This window comes from Enterobacter soli, from assembly GCF_964208575.1.
Taxonomy (GTDB): Bacteria; Pseudomonadota; Gammaproteobacteria; order Enterobacterales; family Enterobacteriaceae; genus Enterobacter; species Enterobacter soli_A.
This window is the reverse complement of the sequence record NZ_CAXOFU010000007.1, coordinates 1-18,175: the sequence shown is the minus strand read 5'-3', so window position 1 is coordinate 18,175 and position 18,175 is coordinate 1. Positions and strand designations below refer to the sequence as shown.

Here is an 18,175-nt window from a genome sequence, read left to right as displayed (position 1 = left end):
ATGAATATATATTTTTCAGGTTCGGCCTTGGGGTTTTACATTGAGGGCGTAAATTCCTTTATTCCTGAGGATTCGAGTGTTGTGTCCGAAGAAATCTATCGGGAATTTACCAATGTTGCCTGGCCGGAAGGTAAAGTATTGGGATCAGACGCGGGAATGCCTGCCTGGTTGGACGCGCCGCCATTAACTCAAGAAGAGGAAATTGCAAAAGCTGATGAACAAAAGCTGTCATTAATCGAGCAGGCCAATAATTTCATCAACAGTAAGCAGTGGCCTGGAAAGGCAGCAATTGGACGGTTGGGAGGTGATGAGCTTATGCAATACAATATCTGGCTGGATTATCTGGACGCTCTGGAGTCTATAGACACGTCAGCCGCGCCAGATATCAACTGGCCTGAGAAGCCGGAGGCGTAAACGGATATCGAGCACCGCCACAAATGATCGTGCTTTAGCACGGCTAAAAGTGACGGTGCACGATGATTTCGGTACCACACTGTCAACAATGAACGTGTTGGCCATAAAAAATAAAGTTAGAAATTCACCCCTGCTTTCACCATAGACAGCACATCATCATTGGTGATTTGCGCCAGTTTCTCTCTGGTATCTTCGCTGACCTTTTTCAGGCTGAGGGTAAAATCAATCTTCCGCGCTTTCCCGTCCTGAAAGAACTCAGTGCGGTTTTGGGTTAACCCGTCGATCACGTACATCCCGTAAATCTTGCCGGTGCCTTCAATCAGGGGCCAGGCTCTGCCGGTGTATGCCATTGTCTCCAGCGTAGTGAGCGACACATCGCCGCCGCTGATTTCCGGGTACAGCGTACCGGATAGCGTGATCGGCTCTTCATCCGGGCCTATGTACTGATAGCGCGGGGATTTCCCCACGCGATCGTTTTTGACGTGTCGCCATGTATTCGACTGGTTCGACGTCTGGTAGGGCGTCGTTTGTAGCGCAAACGGAAACATGCCCAATATCATCATCATGGCTTTGCCCCTTATTCGTGATCGGTCAGTTGCGAGCGTTTGCGCCGTGCGGCCTGCTGCTGGGCAACGGTGAGCTCTTCGCGGATGCGCTGGACAAGTTTTTGTTCATCCATCTGGCCCGAGTCGTTGATGTTGATTTCAAAGTTAAACACGTCGCCGCCAGGCATCAGCGCCGCGACGGAAGCCGCAGACGGAACCGCCGACACTGGCGAACGGGCGGCAGGCTGCTGAACGCTATACGGCAGCACCGAAGAAACGAGTGCGCCAGCCTGCTGCTGCATCCATGCAGTGAGTGATGGCACCTGCCGCTGAGCCTGCTGCACCGGTTCGGCATACCCGCCACGGATAGGAATGTACGGCTGTTTATTTTTGAAGACGATTTCCCCGGGGCCGTCTTTCTTCTCTGCCGTGTTGCTGGCGATTTTATCCAGGCTACTGCTGATCTTCGGTGCCAGGTTCGCCGGGCCTTTCAGGTTATTGGCAAGCGCCTGTTGCTGCTGGCTCTGTTCCGTTTTCCGCTTCTGCTCCTTCTTCTCTTCTTCCTTCTTCGATTGTGCGGTGACGGCTTTCAGATCTCCGGCAAGCGTATCCGCCAGCCCGGTAAGTTTCTTCTGCGTGTTCACCTGCTCAACGGCTTTTTTGGCTCGCTCTGCCTGATCAGGTATCAGGCCTAGCTTTTCCAGCACCAGATCCAGACCTTTCCAGAGCTGTTCAACGGGCCATAGCACCAGTGATATGGCGTCACCAACAATCTTGCCGAATGATTCCCCGGCACTGGTGCAGGATTTCAGCGCCTCAGTGGAGAACTGGATCGGCTCAAACAGTTTTGTAAACCAGTCCCATACCGTACTGATCGCGGAGATGATGGCGTCAAATATCGGTACCAGCGGCGAGAATACGGCGGAAACGATAGAAAAGATCGGCTGTAGCCCCTGCATCAGACCGATAAAGAACCCGCTGAAAAACGCCTTGATAGGTTGCCAGAACTGGATGATCGCAATAGCGACGCCAGCAAACAGGGCAATCAGACCCCAGACTGGGGCGGAGATACCCGCCAGCAGCGTGATCAGGGGGCCAAAGACCGCACGACCGGCAGTAAGCAGCGCCTGCATGGGCGAACCAGCCAGCCACTGAAACGCGCCGCCAAGCCGGGTGATGCTGGTCAGCAGTTTGGCGATCCCGCCTTCACCTGCCAGCGTGGTAAAGCTCAAACGTACAAGCGCCATCGGGCCGAGTATTGCGCCCAGCGCCAGCATAAGCGTACCCAGCACCGTGAGAATGGCACCAATTGCGGCGACGGTTTTCATGATGGCGGCAACCAGTGCCGGATTGGCTTCAACCCAGCTCCGGATTGATTGCAGGACGCCCCCGACTGATTTCATGATCGCCATCATTGGCCCGCGCATGGTTTCACCCAGAGCACTGAAATTGTTGCCAAACTCCGCTTTGGTTATCTGCCACTGTGATGAGAGTGAATCTTTATCAATATCGGATTCCCGCTTCATGGAGCCTTTAGACGCGGTGCCGTGGGTTAATTCGAGCTGCCTGCGCAGCTCTGGCAGGTTGTTAGCGACTTTGGAAACCGCCATTGCGTATTCGTCACCAAAGAGCTGAGTAAGCACGTTCATTTGCTTATCTGGTTCCAGCTTTTTGGTGGCTTCCATCACCGCCATAATGGTGCCCATGGCGTCTTTTGCCATGTTCTTCTGCACCTTCTCAGCGCTTAGCCCCAGCGCGTCCAGACCTTCCATAAACCGATCCGGTTGCACCATAGCATTACCAAGCTCGCGCACCATCGCTTTAACTGCGGTGCCCGCTGTTTCGGATTGTTCACCAAGGCTCAGGAACGTGGAGCCAAGTGCCGCCGCATTCTGATAGCCGAGCTGATCGGCAGCACCACCCACGCGCTGCAACACGTCGATAATGTCAGAGCCTTTTGATTTGGCGTTATCGTCCAGATAGTTGATGACGTCGCCCAGCTTGCCAATATCCTGAATGGGGATTTTATACAGACCGGCGATTTTACCCAGGCTTTCCGACAGCTGATCGGCAGGCAGCTCAAACGCCTTTGAGGCCATGGCGGCGGTGTTGGCAAAATCCAGTAGATCCTTCTTCTGCTTCTGCCATGGATCATCGCTGTTAGCCACGCCCATACGCGCGCCGCCCTCTACCAGTGCGGCATAGTCAACGGCCCCGTTGGGCATTGGCAAATTTTCGGCAGCGTCTTTGATAGCGTTTTGCATCTCAGCAAACTGAGCGGTGCGGTTGCCGTCATCATCGCGCAGGCCATTCACCTGTTTGGATACGCCCTTCATGGCATCTTCCAGGCTGCTGTAACTCTTTATGGCAGCAGCGACGGGAGCAAGTACCGCCGCGCCGGTCGCTGCGGTCTTCATACCTGAGCTTTGCAATCTCTCGCCGGTTTCTTTGGCGCGGGCATAGCGCGCCTGTGCCTGCGTGACGGACTCAAGCCGCCGCTGCTGCTCAGTAAGCTGGCGGTTGTACTGTGCGGTGCGCTGGCTGATTTGTTCCGTTGCCCGGCTGGTGCTGCTGATCGCAATCCCTTCGCTGTAGAAGCTGGCGCGCAACTGGTTGAGCTGGGCCTGTTCCGTTTTCTGCTGGGCTGTGAGGTTGCGGATCGCTGCCCGCTGCTGGTTGAGGGCGGTAACTTGTTCAGCACTGCGCTGTTTCAGTGGGCCGAAAGCCGCCGCCATTTCACGTGCCTGCGTCTTTGCCTGAGCCAGTTGATCGGTGGTTTTTTTGTTGGCGTTGGTCAGCCGGTCAAAGCTGGTAGCCTGACGCTCAAGCCCTTTGATGCTGCTCTGCGTCTGCTTAATCTGAGAGGCCAGCGCGGCGGCACTCTGGCGCGCCGCGTTGACAGGTTGAGACATATTATTCAGGGCGCTGAATGCCACCTGAATATTTAATTTGCGGTCTGCCATTTTATTGATCTCCGCCACTGCGCGCAGCGGCTTGATCACGCCATAACAGAAGTTCCTCTACCGTCATGGCGTCCATCTCCGCTGGTCGCCAGTGGAAAATGACGGCGATATCCGCCATTAAGTTTTCTATGCGTTCGCAGGGGCATCTGATGACGCGCTGCCCGTATCCGTCCCGCTCTGATCCGAAGGTGGTTGCAAAAAATCAACCACCGCATTGGCGAGCTGGCAGAAGTCCCACGTATCCATGCGGGCGATTTCGTCAGCGGTCAGTGCCGGGGCGGTAACGCGCGGCAGCAGAACAACCAGCGCATCATAATTCGACGTCAGAACGTCATAGACTTTTAAGCCACGCAGCGATCCGGCCTGTTTTAAGACTGGCGTGATCGTGATTTCGCTGATTGCAGTCTTGCCGCGAACGATAGGCGCATTGAGCGTGACAACTTCTTTACCGGTTACTTTGGTCATGGTGCGTTAATTCCTTATAAGCCAATGTTAGCGCGATGTTTTTCCATCATGTCAACGCCGCCAACTTTGTAGATCATATTGAGCACATCAACTTCAATGATTTCTTCGCTGTTGATGGTCAGCTTGTAATAGGTATTTTTCAGGGTGTACTTATGGGAAGTATCATCCCCGGTTTTGGACGTGCCCGGATCCATCTCCGTGAAGCGTCCGCGCGTCTGAATTTCAACGGGCACCGCTTCGCCGGTTGAATCATCCTGGTACGAACCGGCATAGCGCGTTTGCATACCATCGGCGGTGGCGATGCCCCATTTTTTCAGCAGCCCCGCATCCATGCCGCCAAGGGTTATATCCATATCCAGCGCCCCGGCATCAAAGCCGAGATCGACCGCGACAGAACCCGGCATACCACCGGCCTGATAATCCTCTGTTTTGCGGGTTAACTTCGCCGGGGTGATTTCCGGCACCATGCCGAAATAGTTATCCCCGTCAAAGAACATGTTGAAGTATTTAAGTTTTTTAGGCAGAGCCATACGCGCCCCCGGTTAGTTATTCACTGCGCTGGAAAACGTAGCGAAGTATTCATCAGTGAACTCCTGCACCAGACTGAGATTTTCCAGCGGTGGGACAGGCGTGTAGTTGTATTTGATGGTGAGCTGCCCGTTACGCAGCGTTTCGCTGGTATTCGGTTCAGGGTCGTACCAGCAGCGCGCACCGAGCAGCTTGCCCGCCGTCACATAGGACGTTAGCTTGCGGTTGATACCGTCAACGATATCTTTCACAAGCGAAGGGGTGAGCGGCTTATCAACATAGGAGAAGTGAGCCTCTGCCACGGTATCCGCTACAATCTGAGCGGTACGGGTGTAGCTCTCAAAAATGTAGGTTTCTTCGTCGCAGGTTCGCGATCCCCAGATGCGATAGCCGTCCTGTTTGATCAGGGTGGTGACGCCTGCCGCGTTCAGCTCGTCCGCGTCGGTGTCGGTGCCCTGTAAGGTGAAATAGATATCGCGATCCATCCCCAGCACGTTGTTCACCGGCACGTTGGAAATGGTTTTGTGCCAGCCCTGCGTTGCGTCGATTTTGGCGCGCATCCCTACCGCATGAGCACCTACCGGTACGGTGGCGTTTGCTCCCGCGTTGGTGTCATAGCAAATGAAGTTAGGCCAGATCACCATCATTTCACGCTGGGCAAACTGCTCGCGGTATTCCTTTGCCTCTGCAATTGTGTTGCAGCCGTTCGCTGAAACATAAGCAAAGGCGCGCAGCTTCTCCGCTATCACGCCGAGTTGCGCCGCCACTGGCTGAGTATCAAGGCCGGGAACGGCAAGCACACGCGGACGGACGCCAACACGCATCTCCGCCGATAGCAGCGCATACATGCCGGTGAAAAGCCCCGTTTCCGGGTCAGTACCGCCAATGACCAGCTGATCCTGCGTCGGAGCCGTGCCACCTTCAGGGGGTACGATTTTGGACACATCAGCCACGCGGATCACAATGGTCTGCGGGCTGGTCTGGTCTGAAATGGCTTTCAGGGTGGTGAACAGGGTGCCGGTTTTGCCTGCCTTGCCCAGCATGTTAGCCACGCGGGTAATGAGTACAGGGGTATCCAGCGGGAACGCTTCTTCATCTGCATCGTCAGCGATACAAACGACGCCGATAACCGCAGAATCAATATCGGTGATCATCGTGCTCAGATCGGTGGTTTCCGTGACGGTTACACCGTGATGGTAATTTGTGGCCATGTAGTTGCCTCGCCAGGTCAATGATTGCCACTTATCATTGCGACAATTGCCAGCTGGTGCGAGAGGTAGGCATTGTCAGCAGACCGCAACAACAGCCTCGCGTTGTCTGTACGCGCGCGCGTGGCGACGATGGTATCCTCACCAATGAGGGAACCAATAAGATGTTGGATGATGATGCGCGTTATTCGCCACGCCCGGCGTTCAGTATTCAGATTGAGGGCAAGCAGCTCACCGCGCTGGATGACCGTTTGATCTCGTTGTCGCTGACGGACAATCGGGGATTTGAAGCGGATACGCTTGATCTCACGCTGGACGATTCAGACGGGCAGATCGTGATGCCATCGCGTGGCGCTAAGATTTCCGTTTCGCTGGGCTGGGATAATGAACCGCTGGTATTTAAAGGGCTTTACACCGTTGATGAGGTTGCGCACCGAGGCCCGCCTGACCAGCTTACCATCAGCGCCCGTAGCGCAGACTTTCGCGACACGTTCAACGTGAAGCGTGAATACTCCTGGCACGATATTACCGTTGGTGATGTGGTTGCCAGTATCGCCAGCCGGTACGACCTGCGCGCCGGGGTAAGCGAGGAACTGGCGAAGATTGAGATCGATCACGCTGACCAAACCAGTGAATCAGATATAAGTTTTCTCACCAGAATGGCGGATATGCTGGGTGCGGTTGCCACAGTCAAAAACGGCATGTTGCTGTTCATCACGCCGGGGCAGGGCGTAACCCAGAGCGGTAAACCTTTACCGGCGATCGGCATCGTGCGGGGCAGCGGCGACAAGCATAGTTTTAGCATTGCCGATCGTGACGCTTATACCGGCGTTACCGCTTACTGGCTGGATCTGAATTTCGGTAAGAAACCCGCCACCACGGTAAAGACAAAAACCCGCAGACGCCGCAGAAAAACCCAGCCGAAGAAGCCAAAAGAACCCGCATCAAGCAGCAAAGAAGGGGATTACATGGCGGGCGCGGAAGGCAACGTATTCGTGATCCGCAAGACGTTTAAAACGGAAAAGGCAGCGAAGCGGGCAGCAGCGGCGAAGTGGAGCCAGCTACAACGTGGCGCGGCGTCATTCTCTATCACGCTGGCGCGGGGCCGGGCGGATTTGTACCCGGAACAACCGGCAAGCGTATCGGGCTTTAAGTCCACGATTGATAATGGTTACTGGACGATTACCCGATGTGTGCATGATATCGGCAGCGGGGGCTTTACAACCTCGCTGGAGCTGGAAGTTAAGATTGATGAATGGACGGCTGAGGAGGGTGACGAATCAACGGGTTAAGCGTTATACTTGACGTGATATTAACCAGCCCAGAGGAGGCCCGCGTATGGCAATGCGCTGTCCTCGCTGCCGTGCAGTTGCGAAAACTCGTACCAGTGTAGAGTTGAGTGATTTAGTGCGCCGCAGTTATCACCAGTGTCAAAATATGTTGTGCGGCTACTGCTTTACCAGCATGACGCAAATAGACGAATCATTAAACCAGACTCAACCAGTCCCCGGCGCGATGGTTCCGCAAGATGTTTTCCCGCGAAGTCATCACGGCGAAGATCAGCTCTCACTCACACTATGAAATAACCCGCCTACATGGCGGGTTTCCTCTATTAAAAACAAATTGGCGATGCCGCCGAAAGTGAGTGAAAATTGTGGCGATAGATTCCCGCCATACGCAATATTACGCTGATATAGGCATTTTTAAATGGCTTATGCATCATAAGGTTATGATTTATAAGGTTCATTGATAGTTTTTAAAATCCCTCGGCGTTCGCGCTGTGTGGGTTCAAGTCCCACTCCGGCTACCATGGGAAACAAAGAATAATCAAAGCAATAAGCAGTGTCGTGAAACCACCGAAAGGTGGTTTTTTTGTGCCTGAAATTCAAGTCATGTGCATGAAGTGCAATCTGTAGCTTGCATATACACATTTTCCCAGCACAGCCCTATCATAAAATATGCAACTGTGCAGGCGGTATTCCGTTTCGTAGCCGAGTATGAGGTCACGTTATCCGTTAAGGCATGGTCCCTTCGATGAGTAACCCTGCCTCCCAGATAGCAAACACAACATTCATTTGCTGATTATGGTTAGCCGGAGGCTGATTTAAACCAGCAATGCTTAATGCCCAAAGCTGTTTAGTCGTAAAGCCTGCATCAGGATTTGCCAATAAAAGCTGGGCTGCACGGATTGCATAATCCTTATTAGGTCCGTTTAATGCGCGAGAAGATAGATATTCCCCACGTGGAATATTTTTCACCCAACCAAACTGGCATAAGCCCAGAAATGCTGTTTTAGGACATCCTTTTTCTTTACCTGTAACGGCGCGACGCCATGCTTCAATTGGGGTCAAGTGTTGTCTGATAAGTTCGATTGCATTTAGGGTGATAATCCCATAGCTACTGTGTGTGGCTTTCATTGATTTACATCCTGTTTAAATCGGTCTACTTGGATCAGGGATGATATCATTCGACGATAAGTGATGGGCTAGCGTTAGTGAATAAGAGATGACTGAGCAGCATGTAATCGGGCAACGGAAAGCACTATGGGATGCTTTCTGCCACCGCCAACAAATAATAGAGAACAGCACACACCTCTTCGATACAGACCAGGAATCTTTCGTGCGCGTCCGGCAGGTAGGCAAGGTCCTGTCAAGAAACATACTCTCCCGAAGTGAATCGATGGAAGCCAGAGTGATTTCTCAGACAAATATTTTGCTGGAGGATATTGCGAGTCAATGCGATCGGTTTGACGGCCTAATCTATATGATGTTTTTGCGTCAACACGATGACGTTGTCCCGCTTTATATAGGTAAAGCAGAATCAAAAGGGCGTAGTAACCCCATATCGGCCAATATAAAAGATGTTGCGCGGGTTAAAGACAAATTTGCGCGTTGGGGGGATAACTACCAGTACCATATTGGAGACCTGAGCGCATCGGTTCTTCCCGGGCACGACGCCCGGTACGTGACTATGAAGTACCAAAACTGGGCAGAACGTCTTTTTGTTTCTTATCCAGCGGTACGCCCGCAGTTAAAGCAAGATATCTGGTTCTGGTGTAAAGCATGGAACAAAAACGATGCGGGCATATGGCCCGAGTTTGGTGCAACACGATTATCGTTTTTAGAGTATCTCCTGATCGGTGTTGCAAGCTCGTTGTTCCCGGACACGTTGCTTAACCGTGAAGGGCATAATCGTAGTTGATTGTTTATCTGATAATATTGAGCGTGGTTCCTGGAGTGCTCCGGCTGGCATGGGAAACAAAGAATAATCAAAGCAATAAGCGGTGTCGTGAAATCACCGAAAGGTGGTTTTTTTGTGCCTGAAATTCACCCTTACAGATTAGCCTCTTTAACATAAGATCTTTCAGCTACGCTTATACAGGTATCGTACGTCTGGAGGGGTTATGCTCAATCACTCTGAAGCAAAACGCTGGGCTTCGGTCATGCTGAAAGCGGCACTGTGCGACGGCATGGAATCAGAAGAAATTACCCGGCAGGTACACCTGGTTTGCGATCATCACGGCAAGGAGTGCCTGGAAGAACTCATTGAAGAGATCCTGATAGAAGCGGGCAGGATTGGCCCACATCATAGTGATGGGCGGTTAACCCACCACTAAGATAACGTTGCCGCCTTCGGGCGGCCTCCATCCTAAAATACCTTTCTCAACGTCTGGCTCAGAAAGATGTTCAATATAAAGGCTTGTCTGCTTAGAAATTTTTTTTGATTTTCTGTACCACGTTTTCCAGCAAATAAGCACTTACAAAAGTTATTATAAGAACCATTGCAAACCCATAAAATAGATTATATTCGTCCATGTTCTGCATAATTCCGTTTTTGGACAAGGCATAAATAATCTGATGGTGCAAAAGAAACGCCATGAATGATAATGCCGACAGGGACAGACAAAGTCGGTCAATGATTTTGAAACTGATAGCATATTCATATAGATATGTTATTACTACAGCAACGGCGATAAACAAGGGCGTTTTATAATAATCTATCATATTTAACCCGAATATACTGTAAGCCGCTATAATAAGTGAGGAAATTAACAGCGTAAAGATGGTGTAGCGTTTATCATTTATCATAAAACCAAAGAATATCATTCCGAAAATAAACTCTGGTAATCTTACCAAAGGATTCCATGTGTCAATTTTATTCCAGATAGGAAAATTGGCATTAATAGTATCGTTGTATTTGAAACAAATAATACTAATTAATACAGCTGTGAATAATGTTAGCCATTTATTATAGGTGAAAAGCTTTAATATCAGAGGGTATATGAGGTAGATTATAATAATAAAACCCAAAAACCATTCGCCTACAAGATAATAATTTTGAATGTTGCTGGCTAAGTATCCGTCGAATCCAAGTATAGTGATCAACATTAACAACGGATCGTTCAGGAAAACAACCCTGTTCGCTGTCAGATACAGAAAAATGGACACAGCCAGGTAAGCCAAATAAAAAGATGGATATATTGTCCCAGCTCTTTTTCTATAAAATGAGAGCAATTTAATACCCTTCATTGTGCTTAAGTAAAGGCCGCCGCCACTAATAATTATGAAAAACGAAACTCCGAAATCACCAAGTTGGGATAGTATAAAATCAAAGCTGGATGTAAATCCTTTTGCTTTGGCTTCAACATAAAAATGAAAGATGATAATCATTATTACGGAAATGGTTCTGATAAAGTCCATTGACTTTATGCGTTTTTTTTCCATTAAGTTGGCTATCAATGCAAGCTCCTGAAGTCAAATTCAGTCGTATCGGGAATGTCTCAGCATACCAAAAAGTAAGAAGTTATGTATCAAATAGAACACCTGAGAGAGGGGATAATCCTCTGTAATGTGCAAATTTAGCTTTAGTTTGGAAAAAAGGCTCTGATGAGGAGCGGTTCGCGTGGAGGAGCCATTGGGGTTAATACCTCAGCCTGATTGATGAATGTACGATAAAAAAAAAGCAATCTAATAGATTAATCTTTCAAAGTGACCAATATCCCCATTTGAATGAGCTATGTTTTTCTCGACATGCACTACATACGATTCTGATTTAACTTAATATTCATCATATATGGTGCGTATCGTTGGGAATTATTAGCGCTGATATCCTCACGATTCATGTCATTAGTTGATGATTACTTTTAAATGTAAGTTTATCCATATTTGGCTGTATATTCGAGGTTGAATTTTATCAGCAATAGGAATTATGTCACCATCCTTCATCTCGTTACTTCAAAACATACATCGTCTCTTGTTGCATTCATCGAACAGCTGTTTGATGCGATGCCTGACTAAATGTTTGCCAGGCTATGATTAAATGTGCACTCGGCCCTTATATGCATAGTAAAATGATGGTATTTGGGGCTGCGCGTATACTGGTAGCTTTCGAGTCGGACGGGGAACCGGATTGAAGGGGACGATACCAATAACTATAGTTCTAAGACCCATATTGAAGGCGAGAAAACTGATGCCTTCCATGTTTCTTAAATAGCATGTGGCATGGTCAGATATAAAAAACTTTCGCGGTGCAGAATAATATTGCTACAGCTAGGTGATTTATTAATGCAAAGAAAAACGACCACATTAGCGGTGGGATATTGCATATGCTTACTGCGTATTATTACGTCCTGGCGCGGCACAATTAAGGATCCCGTAACGATTATTTCCCACGTTCGATAAGATAGTTTCGATGAATTTAAGACATTGCTGCAGGTTGGCGTAACGGCAAAATCCAGCACATCATGAATATTGCCCACTTTAGCGTTAACATGTTTAGGAGGGGGTATCCCTACACCCCACCCAGATACGCCCTCCGCACCTCCGGATCTCTTAATAACTCTTCGCCACTGCCGTTCAGGCGAATCTGCCCGTTGACCATCACGTACCCGCGATCCGACAGCTTTAGCGCGTGATGGGCATTCTGCTCCACCAGAAAAATGGTCATCCCGTTGCGGGCCAGCTCGCGCAGGGTCTGGAAAATCTGCTTTACCACAATGGGCGCCAGCCCAAGGCTTGGCTCGTCGAGCAGGAGCAGCTTTGGGCGGCTCATCAGCGCGCGGGCGATCGCCAGCATCTGCTGTTCGCCGCCGGACATGGTCATGGCGCGCTGCTTGCGCCGCTCTTTCAGGCGCGGGAAGAGGTCAAACATGCTTTGCATATCCTGCGCGGCAAACTGGCTGCCGATGGGGATGGTGCCCATCAGCAGATTCTCTTCCACGGTCATATCCGGGAAAATACGCCGTCCTTCCGGCGCCTGGGCAATGCCGCCCGAGGCGACGAAATGCGTCGAACGGTGGCTGATATCCTCGCCGCAAAAGAGAATTTCCCCGCTGCGGATGCGCGGCTGACCGAAGATGGACATCAGCAGGGTCGATTTACCCGCGCCGTTAGCGCCGATTAGCGCCACGGTTTCACCCGGGGTGACCTGCAAAGAGACCTGTTTAAGCGCCTGGATGACGCCGTAAAACACATCCACTTCGCGAAACTCCAGCATCGGCTCGCTCACAGGCTTACCTCGCTCTCATCGGTGCCAAGATAGGCGGCAATCACCTTTTCATCGTGCTGGATCTGCTCGGGTTTGCCCTGGGCGATGACGTCTCCGTGGTCGAGCACAATAATGTTGTCCGAAATCTCCATCACCATCCCCATATCGTGTTCAATCAGCAGCACCGTTATCTCGTGGTGGTCGCGCAGGAAGCGGATGATTTTGCTCAGGGTGCGCGTTTCAACCGGGTTCAGCCCGGCGGCGGGCTCGTCGAGGCAGATCATCTCCGGCCCGGTACACATGGCGCGGGCGATTTCCAGACGGCGCTGCTGCCCGTAGGACATCTCTCCCGCCAGCCGGTTGGCGCAATCGACAAGATCCACCACCTCCAGCCAGTAAAATGCGCGATCCAGCGCGTCGCTCTCTGCCCGGCGATAGGCTGGGGTATTGAGCACCCCGGCCAACAGGTTGCGATTGACCCGCATGTGCTGGGCCACCAGCAGGTTCTCCACGACCGACATCTCCCGGAACAGACGGATATTCTGGAAGGTGCGGGCGAGCCCGGCGCGGTTCACCAGGTGCGTGCCGCCGAACATCTTGTAAAAAATGCGCTGGCCGAGCTGCGCCGGGTTGACCCAGTCGCCCGGCTGGAATTTTTGCCCGAGCACCTGGATCACGTTGGTGGTTTTACTCCGGGTGTTGAACAGGATGTTGCCCCCGGAGGCTTTGTAAAACCCGGTCAGGCAGTTGAATACCGTGGTTTTTCCCGCGCCGTTTGGCCCGATGAGGGCGGTTATCGACCCGCGCTGCACCTCAAGATTCACATCGTTCAGCGCCCTGATGCCGCCAAAGTGCATCATCAGATGCTCTACGCTCAGTATCGTTCCGTTCATGGCGCGACCCCCTTGCGCACGGCGTAGCCGCTGCGGTTGATGCGGATCAGCCCGCGCGGCCGCCAGATCATCATCACCACCATCAGCATGCCAAACAGCAGAACGCGGTACTCGGCGAAGCTTCGCAGCAGCTCTGGCGTCACGGTTAAGACAAACGCCGCCAGCACCACGCCAAGCGTCGAGCCCATGCCGCCCAGCACCACGATGGCGAGGATCAGCGCCGACTCAAAAAAGGTGAACGAGGTCGGGTTCACAAAGCCCTGATAGGTGGCGAAGAACACCCCGGCAATCCCGGCGGTGGAGGCGCCGAGCGTGAAGGCCGACAGCTTGACCAGCACGTGATTCAGCCCCATCGAGCGACAGGCGATTTCATCTTCGCGCAGGGCTTCCCACGCCCGGCCAATGGGCATTCGCGTCAGGCGATGCTTGATGTACAGCACCAGCAGCACCACGAGGAACAGCACTGCGTAGATGAAGATAAACTTCAGGTTCGGGTTATAGGTGAGGTGAAAAAACTCGTGGAACGGGACGCCGCCTTCCTTAGCGCGGCGGCCAAACTCCAGCCCGAAAAAGGTAGGGGGGGGGGCGGATACGCCGTTAGGCCCGCCGGTGAAGGTCAGCCAGTTGTTGAGGATCAGGCGGATAATCTCCCCGAAGCCGAGCGTCACAATCGCCAGATAATCGCCGTGCATGCGCAGCACCGGAAAGCCCAGCAGCGCGCCGGCGGCGGCGGCCATAATCGCGGCGAGCGGGAGCATCGTCCAGAAGCCGAGCCCCAGATATTGATATCCCAGCGCCAGGCCGTAGGCGCCGATGGCGTAAAACGCCACGTAACCCAGATCCAGCAGCCCCGCCAGCCCGACCACGATGTTCAGCCCGAGCCCGAGCAGGACGTAAATCAGTCCGAGGATCGCCACGGTCAGTACATACTTGGTGGCAACAAACGGGAAGCACACCGCCAGGGCAATCACCAGCGGGATAATCCAGCGCATCCGGCTTTTGTACTCGGGTGGGCGGACGTAGACCCCGGCGCTATCCGCTTCGAAGCGGGATAAAAAGCGCGAACCGGCGCGGGTGCCTAAAAATGCGCTCAGCAGAAAACGCCCAATAGCGACAATGGCAACGATCCACGCCAGCCGCTGTCCGGCGAAGTTAAAGCTATACCCGTCCAGCACCACCCCCGCGATGGGGCCAAAGATGATGAGCGCCACCATTGCGGAGAAAATGGCGTCCAGGATGCAGCGCTTCAGGGAGAAACCGTCATGGGAAACCGCGCGTGAAGTCATGTCGTTCTCCTCACACTTTCGCCACGACGGGGCGGCCCAGCAGCCCCTGAGGGCGGAAAATCAGGATCACCACCAGCAGGCCGAATGAAAACACGTCTTTGTAATCGGAGTTCACCATCCCGGAAAACTGCGCTTCGGCGACGCCCAGGATCAGCCCGCCGAGCATCGCCCCCGGCAGCGAGCCAATGCCGCCCAGCACCGCGGCGGTGAAGGCTTTAATGCCGATGATAAACCCGGCGTAAAAATCAAAGGTGCCGTAGTTCATGGTGATCAATACCCCCGCCAGCCCGGCCATCGCCGCGCCGATCACAAACACCAGGGAGATGATCCGGTCGGTGTTGATCCCGAGAATGGAGGCCATCTTGCGATCCTGCTGCACCGCGCGGCACATGCGCCCCAGGCGCGTGCGGCTGATTATCCAGGTCAGCAGCAGCATCCCGAGGAACGAGGCGGCCAGAATAAAGATTTTGGTATAGGTTATCTGCACGAACCCTTCGCCAAGATGAACGCGCAGCACGCCGTCCAGCATCGTCGGCACCCCCTGCTGGCGCGGGCCCTGGCTGATTTGCGCGTAGTTTTGCAGGATAAGCGACATGCCGATGGCGGAGATCAGCGGCGCTAAACGCGTTGAGTTGCGCAGCGGTTTGTAGGCGATGCGCTCAATCGTCCAGCCGTAAACCCCCGTCACCACGATGGTGAACACCAGCGTGCCGAGGATCAGCAGCGGGAAGGAGTGCAGGCCGAAGAACGACAGCAGCGCCAGGCCGATGGCGCAGAGATAAGCGGAAATCATATACACTTCGCCGTGGGCGAAATTAATCATGCCGATGATGCCGTACACCATCGTATAGCCGATGGCGATTAATCCGTAGACGGAACCCAGCGTTAATCCGTTGATCAACTGTTGCAGGAAGAATGTACTCATCTTAGCGCGCTCTTCTTATCGGCAGCGTGAGGCACGCCGCCTGGGGTATTGTGTGCGTCGACAGGCGAACCTGCCGACGTTGAGCGTTACTGCACTTCCTTATATTTGCCTTTGTCGTCCCACTGATAGACCACGTAGTCAGAGACCTTCAGATCGCCTTTGCTGTCCCAGGCTTTTTTGCCCATGACGGTGTCGACCGGGTTGGCCTTCAGCCATTCGCTGGCCTTGGCGGAGTCCGTCCCGCCCGTGGCTTTGAACGCGGCGGCAATGGCCTGCACGGAGGCGTAGGAGTAAAGGGTGTAACCTTCCGGCTCGAATTTACCCGCGCGGAATTTGTCGATAACGGCCTTACCGTCCGGGATCAGACGCGGATCTTTGCCGAAGGTCATGTAGATGCCGTTGGTGTACTGCGGGCCGCCCGCCGCGGTCACCATCTCTTCGTTGACGATACAGTCGCCGGAGAAGAACTTGGCCTGCACGCCTTGCTCACGCATCTGGCGCACCAGCGGCCCGGCCTCAGGATGACAGCCGCCGAAGAACACCACGTCCGGTTTTTGCGCGCCAATTTTGGTGACCAGGGCGTTGAAATCTTTCTCCCCGCGCGACAGCCCCTCGTACATCACATCCTGAACGCCGCGCTTCGCCAGCGCGATTTTGGTGGCGTCCGCCAGACCCTGCCCGTAGGTGTCTTTATCGTGAATAATGACCACCCGCTTGGCCTTGAGCTTGTCGATGATAAAGTCGCTCGCCACCTGTCCCTGCTGGTCGTCGCGCCCGCACATGCGGAACATATCGCTCATGCCGCGCTCGGTGATCAGCGGGTTGGTGGAGCCGGGCGTGATGGCGAGGATCCCCGCATCGCTATAGACCTCTGAGGCGGGCATGGTGGAGGAGGAGCAGAAATGGCCGACCACGGCTTTGACTTTATCCTGATCGACCAGGCGGTTAGCCACGGCGACGGCCTGTTTCGGCTCGCAGGCATCGTCACCCTGCACCAGCTTGATTTTCTCGCCGTTGATGCCGCCTGCGGCGTTGATGTCTTCTGCTGCCTGCGTAGCGCCGTGCCAGTACTGATCGCCATACGTGGCATTCGGGCCGGTGAAAGGCCCGGCAACGCCAATCACAATATCCGCCTGGGCGGAGAAGGCGGTCAGCAGACAACCCGCCAGCACGACAGAAAGGGGACTTCTGATAAATTTCAGCGACATTGGATGTTCCTTTGCAAAGAGGTTTTAGCCCGAACGCCGGACGGCGTGGTCAATCCAAAAACAAGAGCGAGAACAACATGCACTAAACTTGGCAGCATCCTGCTTATTACGGCGAGGGTTCCTTGCGCGTGAGCCGCGCACAAAACAGTAAGCAAAATTGTTGCCAGAATGGTTAACCCGTTGACCGGGTTGCGACACGTTTGAGTATAGAGTGCCGTTTTACGCCGCCTCGCGGGACGAAGTGAAATTACAGCGGAGATCACATCTCATTAACACTAAAGCCCATAAGTTGTGCAACGGTCACGAATTGGGCTTTTTTGCACCAATAAAGACCTCAACTTAGCCATAGGCAGGGCGGGCGATCTATGCCAGGATCTTTTCTTTTTTTTATCAGGAGTATCAGCAATGACTGAAGGCCCGTTAAATGAAAGCGAAATGGAGTGGCTGGAAGAGACATTAATGTCCTACGGTCATGACGATGCGTCCGTACTTGATGTGTCCGAACTGGACGGGATGCTGACCGCGGTGCTGTCCGGCCCGATGGTTGTGGAACCCGATGCCTGGCTGGTGGCGGTGTGGGGCGGCGAGAAATTCATCCCGCGCTGGAAGAACGACCGCGAGATGAACCGCTTTATCGATCTCTGCTTTAAGCACATGAACGATATCGCCGAGCGCCTGAGCGAGTATCCGGATCAGTTCGAACCGATGTTTGGTTTTAACGACGTCGAAGGCAAGAGCTACACTGTGGTGGAAGAGTGGTGCTATGGCTATATGCGCGGCGTGGCGTTGACCGACTGGTCCTCACTGCCGGACGCGCTGAAGGCGGATCTGGATCTTATCGCGCTGCACGGCTCGGAGGCGTTGAGCGACAGGCTGGACGGGATGAGTGAAGAAGAATACGAAGCCAGCATTGAGGGGATACAGCCCGCGGCGCTGCGTTTGTATAACTACTGGGTGGAGAATCCGCAGCATCCTGAATCGCAAAAACCGATTGTGAACGGGGCGAAGGTGGGGCGTAACGATCCGTGCCCATGCGGGAGCGGGAAGAAGTTTAAGAGCTGTTGTTTGCACTGATTTAGCTTTGATCTCTGCGGATATAGTGGATATGTTCCGTTCACTTCGATGACCGCAGAAAATCGGTGCTTCGCACTGCGCTAACGTACCGTCTGATGCCCTCACCCCAGCCCTCTCCCACAGGGAGAGGGAGCAAAGACGTCACTGCCTGCGGTCAGCCATCTTCAGAAAATGACGAAG

At 53.1% G+C, this 18,175-nt stretch carries 19 protein-coding genes; 6 read left to right on the top strand and 13 right to left on the bottom strand.

What is annotated here, in order from left to right; all coding sequences use genetic code 11:
- Entirely contained in the window at window positions 1-414 is a 414-nt protein-coding gene (locus AB6V08_RS08810) for a tail fiber assembly protein (RefSeq protein ID WP_368542323.1), read from the top strand.
- 116 nt (window positions 415-530) lie between these two features.
- Here the strand turns inward: AB6V08_RS08810 and AB6V08_RS08805 are convergent, their stop codons facing one another.
- The 6 genes from AB6V08_RS08805 to AB6V08_RS08780 are packed head-to-tail and all read right to left on the bottom strand — an operon-like array spanning window position 531 to window position 6,126.
- On the bottom strand, window positions 531-980 hold the full coding sequence (locus AB6V08_RS08805) for a phage tail protein (RefSeq protein ID WP_368542322.1): 450 nt from the start codon (window positions 978-980) through the stop codon (window positions 531-533).
- An 11-nt stretch (window positions 981-991) separates the two neighbouring features.
- Window positions 992-3,922: a phage tail tape measure protein gene (locus AB6V08_RS08800; protein ID WP_368542321.1), complete on the bottom strand. Its 2,931-nt coding sequence runs from the start codon at window positions 3,920-3,922 to the stop codon at window positions 992-994.
- A 1-nt stretch (window position 3,923) separates the two neighbouring features.
- The gene (locus AB6V08_RS08795; protein ID WP_326490683.1) at window positions 3,924-3,998 is read right to left on the bottom strand and encodes a GpE family phage tail protein; all 75 of its coding nucleotides are present in this window, start codon (window positions 3,996-3,998) and stop codon (window positions 3,924-3,926) included.
- A gap of 50 nt (window positions 3,999-4,048) precedes the next feature.
- Window positions 4,049-4,387: a phage tail assembly protein gene (locus AB6V08_RS08790; protein ID WP_001514743.1), complete on the bottom strand. Its 339-nt coding sequence runs from the start codon at window positions 4,385-4,387 to the stop codon at window positions 4,049-4,051.
- Window positions 4,388-4,401: 14 nt separating this feature from the next.
- Window positions 4,402-4,917 (bottom strand): phage major tail tube protein, encoded by a 516-nt coding sequence (locus tag AB6V08_RS08785; protein WP_004956533.1) that lies wholly within the window; start codon window positions 4,915-4,917, stop codon window positions 4,402-4,404.
- A 12-nt stretch (window positions 4,918-4,929) separates the two neighbouring features.
- A complete protein-coding gene (locus tag AB6V08_RS08780) occupies window positions 4,930-6,126 on the bottom strand; it encodes a phage tail sheath subtilisin-like domain-containing protein (protein ID WP_368542320.1) in 1,197 nt (398 codons plus the stop codon).
- 161 nt (window positions 6,127-6,287) lie between these two features.
- On the opposite strand from AB6V08_RS08780, the gene AB6V08_RS08775 reads away from it, so the two are divergent.
- Both AB6V08_RS08775 and AB6V08_RS08770 read left to right on the top strand, forming a co-directional pair.
- Window positions 6,288-7,415 carry a phage late control D family protein gene (locus AB6V08_RS08775; protein WP_368542319.1) on the top strand — a complete coding sequence of 376 codons (1,128 nt, stop codon included), beginning with the start codon at window positions 6,288-6,290 and terminating at the stop codon, window positions 7,413-7,415.
- Window positions 7,416-7,461: 46 nt separating this feature from the next.
- Window positions 7,462-7,704 carry an ogr/Delta-like zinc finger family protein gene (locus AB6V08_RS08770; protein WP_368542318.1) on the top strand — a complete coding sequence of 81 codons (243 nt, stop codon included), beginning with the start codon at window positions 7,462-7,464 and terminating at the stop codon, window positions 7,702-7,704.
- A gap of 434 nt (window positions 7,705-8,138) precedes the next feature.
- On the opposite strand, the gene AB6V08_RS08765 is transcribed toward AB6V08_RS08770, so the two are convergent.
- The gene (locus AB6V08_RS08765) at window positions 8,139-8,540 is read right to left on the bottom strand and encodes a DUF6979 family protein (RefSeq protein ID WP_368542317.1); all 402 of its coding nucleotides are present in this window, start codon (window positions 8,538-8,540) and stop codon (window positions 8,139-8,141) included.
- A gap of 88 nt (window positions 8,541-8,628) precedes the next feature.
- On the opposite strand from AB6V08_RS08765, the gene AB6V08_RS08760 reads away from it, so the two are divergent.
- On the top strand, window positions 8,629-9,324 hold the full coding sequence (locus AB6V08_RS08760) for a hypothetical protein (protein WP_368542316.1): 696 nt from the start codon (window positions 8,629-8,631) through the stop codon (window positions 9,322-9,324).
- A 202-nt stretch (window positions 9,325-9,526) separates the two neighbouring features.
- Window positions 9,527-9,739: a hypothetical protein gene (locus tag AB6V08_RS08755; RefSeq protein WP_368542315.1), complete on the top strand. Its 213-nt coding sequence runs from the start codon at window positions 9,527-9,529 to the stop codon at window positions 9,737-9,739.
- Window positions 9,740-9,830: 91 nt separating this feature from the next.
- Here the strand turns inward: AB6V08_RS08755 and AB6V08_RS08750 are convergent, their stop codons facing one another.
- The 6 genes from AB6V08_RS08750 to AB6V08_RS08725 all read right to left on the bottom strand — a co-directional run bounded on the left by AB6V08_RS08750 (window position 9,831) and on the right by AB6V08_RS08725 (window position 16,921).
- Window positions 9,831-10,862 carry an acyltransferase family protein gene (locus tag AB6V08_RS08750; protein ID WP_368542314.1) on the bottom strand — a complete coding sequence of 344 codons (1,032 nt, stop codon included), beginning with the start codon at window positions 10,860-10,862 and terminating at the stop codon, window positions 9,831-9,833.
- Window positions 10,863-11,913: 1,051 nt separating this feature from the next.
- Window positions 11,914-12,630: an ABC transporter ATP-binding protein gene (locus AB6V08_RS08745; RefSeq protein ID WP_368542313.1), complete on the bottom strand. Its 717-nt coding sequence runs from the start codon at window positions 12,628-12,630 to the stop codon at window positions 11,914-11,916.
- On the bottom strand, window positions 12,627-13,502 hold the full coding sequence (locus AB6V08_RS08740) for an ATP-binding cassette domain-containing protein (RefSeq protein WP_368542312.1): 876 nt from the start codon (window positions 13,500-13,502) through the stop codon (window positions 12,627-12,629). The genes AB6V08_RS08745 and AB6V08_RS08740 overlap by 4 nt, the downstream gene beginning before the upstream one ends.
- Complete coding sequence (livM, locus tag AB6V08_RS08735) at window positions 13,499-14,788, bottom strand: high-affinity branched-chain amino acid ABC transporter permease LivM (RefSeq protein ID WP_368542311.1); 1,290 nt, start codon at window positions 14,786-14,788, stop codon at window positions 13,499-13,501. The genes AB6V08_RS08740 and livM overlap by 4 nt, the downstream gene beginning before the upstream one ends.
- Before the next feature lie 10 nt (window positions 14,789-14,798).
- Window positions 14,799-15,713: an ABC transporter permease subunit gene (locus tag AB6V08_RS08730; protein ID WP_368542310.1), complete on the bottom strand. Its 915-nt coding sequence runs from the start codon at window positions 15,711-15,713 to the stop codon at window positions 14,799-14,801.
- A gap of 86 nt (window positions 15,714-15,799) precedes the next feature.
- Window positions 15,800-16,921, bottom strand: a complete 1,122-nt coding sequence (locus tag AB6V08_RS08725) for a branched-chain amino acid ABC transporter substrate-binding protein (protein WP_368542309.1) — start codon at window positions 16,919-16,921, stop codon at window positions 15,800-15,802.
- A 405-nt stretch (window positions 16,922-17,326) separates the two neighbouring features.
- Here AB6V08_RS08725 and AB6V08_RS08720 point away from each other — a divergent pair, with 405 nt between their 5' ends.
- On the top strand, window positions 17,327-17,995 hold the full coding sequence (locus AB6V08_RS08720) for a YecA family protein (RefSeq protein ID WP_368542308.1): 669 nt from the start codon (window positions 17,327-17,329) through the stop codon (window positions 17,993-17,995).
- Window positions 17,996-18,175: the final 180 nt, after the last annotated feature.

Coding starts and splice junctions, on each gene's coding strand:
- AB6V08_RS08755 (WP_368542315.1), top strand. CDS start 9,527: ATGCTCAATCACTCTGAAGCAAAACGCTGGGCTTCGGTCATGCTGAAA.
- AB6V08_RS08775 (WP_368542319.1), top strand. CDS start 6,288: ATGTTGGATGATGATGCGCGTTATTCGCCACGCCCGGCGTTCAGTATT.
- AB6V08_RS08780 (WP_368542320.1), bottom strand. CDS start 6,126: ATGGCCACAAATTACCATCACGGTGTAACCGTCACGGAAACCACCGAT.
- AB6V08_RS08785 (WP_004956533.1), bottom strand. CDS start 4,917: ATGGCTCTGCCTAAAAAACTTAAATACTTCAACATGTTCTTTGACGGG.
- AB6V08_RS08800 (WP_368542321.1), bottom strand. CDS start 3,922: ATGGCAGACCGCAAATTAAATATTCAGGTGGCATTCAGCGCCCTGAAT.
- AB6V08_RS08810 (WP_368542323.1), top strand. CDS start 1: ATGAATATATATTTTTCAGGTTCGGCCTTGGGGTTTTACATTGAGGGC.
- AB6V08_RS08805 (WP_368542322.1), bottom strand. CDS start 980: ATGATGATGATATTGGGCATGTTTCCGTTTGCGCTACAAACGACGCCC.
- AB6V08_RS08770 (WP_368542318.1), top strand. CDS start 7,462: ATGGCAATGCGCTGTCCTCGCTGCCGTGCAGTTGCGAAAACTCGTACC.
- AB6V08_RS08790 (WP_001514743.1), bottom strand. CDS start 4,387: ATGACCAAAGTAACCGGTAAAGAAGTTGTCACGCTCAATGCGCCTATC.
- AB6V08_RS08730 (WP_368542310.1), bottom strand. CDS start 15,713: ATGAGTACATTCTTCCTGCAACAGTTGATCAACGGATTAACGCTGGGT.
- AB6V08_RS08720 (WP_368542308.1), top strand. CDS start 17,327: ATGACTGAAGGCCCGTTAAATGAAAGCGAAATGGAGTGGCTGGAAGAG.
- AB6V08_RS08740 (WP_368542312.1), bottom strand. CDS start 13,502: ATGAACGGAACGATACTGAGCGTAGAGCATCTGATGATGCACTTTGGC.
- AB6V08_RS08725 (WP_368542309.1), bottom strand. CDS start 16,921: ATGTCGCTGAAATTTATCAGAAGTCCCCTTTCTGTCGTGCTGGCGGGT.
- AB6V08_RS08765 (WP_368542317.1), bottom strand. CDS start 8,540: ATGAAAGCCACACACAGTAGCTATGGGATTATCACCCTAAATGCAATC.
- livM (WP_368542311.1), bottom strand. CDS start 14,788: ATGACTTCACGCGCGGTTTCCCATGACGGTTTCTCCCTGAAGCGCTGC.
- AB6V08_RS08760 (WP_368542316.1), top strand. CDS start 8,629: ATGACTGAGCAGCATGTAATCGGGCAACGGAAAGCACTATGGGATGCT.